Consider the following 1617-nt stretch of genomic DNA (forward strand, 5'->3'; position numbering starts at 1 on the left):
AGCAATGGGTGTGCGGACGCAGGAGCGACGGGCGGTGGCTGGTCGGGTGGGTGTGCGCGCGGCTGCGGTGGGCGCGGCGGCTGGGGCCGCGCTGGCCCCGGCAGGTGCAGCGCAGGCGAACGTCATCGGTGTCGGCAACCCGACGTTCGGCAACACCTGCACCAACGTGGGCGGTGCCCAGGCCCAGGGGACGACCGTCGCGTCCTCCGGTATCGGCACGGCAAACGCCGCAGGGCTGCCGCTGAGTCTGCCCCGCAACCGGTGCGGCAACAGCGGCATCATCTGCTTCTGAACCGGGCGTTCCAGGCCCGGCCGGGCTCTGGGGTTGGCACCCGGCCGGGCCTGTTCTCGTTGTGCGGTCAAGGCAGGCGCGTGTGGAGGCGTCATGAGGCGTGATGATTTGTCGGTTGCGGTTCCGGCGGTTTGTGAGCGGGTGGCGTTGGGCGGCCGGGGTCTGGGGCTGCTGCGGGAGTGGGTGGCGTACCGGCCCGATTCCGGTGTGGCCCGGGCGTTGTTGGTGTGGGCACGCGGGGATGAGCTGCCCGAGGGCGAGCTGAAGGCTGCGCTGGCGTCCGCGTTCGAGGCCGCGAAGGCGGAGGGCTCGCGTGAGGCGAGCCTGGTGTACGGGATTTTCTTGTGTGCGCTGCGCCAGTACCGTCTGGCCGCTGAGCATCTGCTGAAGCATTTCGCCGACTTCCCGGCCGATGAGGTTGCGGGGCTGATGCTCGGCGCCTTCCCCGCCAGCGAGGACCCCGCCTTGAAGCGGGCGGGAGATGAGCTGGTGGAGCGCCAGTATCAGCTTGCCGGTGCGCAGTCGTGGCCGTGGGCGTCGTGGCTGGCGTGGACGCGGGCCGAGCAGGGGCGCCCGCACGATGCCCTCGCTCTGGCCGAGCACGCCCTTGCGCTGTTTCCCCGTTCGGGGGTGGCCGTTCATGCCCGCGCGCACGCGGACCATGAGCTGGGTGCGGGCCCGCAGGCGGTGGCCAGAGTGGATGAGTGGCTGGCGGCCAATGCGGAAGCGTTGCAGGTGCGGCATCTGAACTGGCATGCCGCGCTGCAGGGCATCGCGGCAGGTGACTTCCCCGATGCGCGCCGCCGTGCCGATGAGGTACTGCGCCGCTCGGACGTCGGAATGCGGGCGGCGGTGAACTGGCGGCTGCTGCTGGCCGGCCAGATGCCGGCCCGGCTGAATGAGGTGGAGCACGTGCGGGCTCTGCTGGCCGAGCCGGAGGGGATGGCGGAGGTGTTCCACACCTTCAACCTCGCCCTCGCCCTGGCCGTCGAGAGCGCCGTAGAGGACCTGAGCAAGCTCACCGTCGTGGTACGGGCGGATGAGCGCCCGGCTTACCGGGAGGTCCTCGCACCGGTGACGGAGGCGTTGGCGCACGTATGCGCCGGGCAGCCCGGCCGGGCGGTTGCACTGCTGGAGCCGCTGGCCGGGCGGGTGGATGAGCTGGAGGGGGTGCGGGTGGAACGCGAGATCGTCCAGGACACCCTTGCCCGTGCCCTGGCCGACACCGGCCAGGGCAAGCGGGCCGCGGCCCTGCTCGAAGACCGCCTCAGTGTCCGGCGCCACCACCGGTATGAAGATCTCCTCCTCGCCCCCAGCCCCACCAC

2 protein-coding genes are annotated in these 1617 nt (G+C 71.6%); both read left to right on the forward strand.

All coding sequences use genetic code 11. The features are described 5' to 3' along the window. Positions 1–292, forward strand: a 292-nt coding sequence (locus CA983_RS43420) for a chaplin family protein (protein ID WP_341866743.1), incomplete at its 5' end; no start/stop codon positions are given. 93 nt (positions 293–385) lie between these two features. Beyond that, the coding region (locus CA983_RS43425; protein WP_086606084.1) for a tetratricopeptide repeat protein at positions 386–1617 on the forward strand (1232 nt) is incomplete at its 3' end.

Source organism: Streptomyces swartbergensis (genome assembly GCF_002148965.1).
Taxonomy (GTDB): domain Bacteria; phylum Actinomycetota; class Actinomycetes; order Streptomycetales; family Streptomycetaceae; genus Streptomyces; species Streptomyces swartbergensis.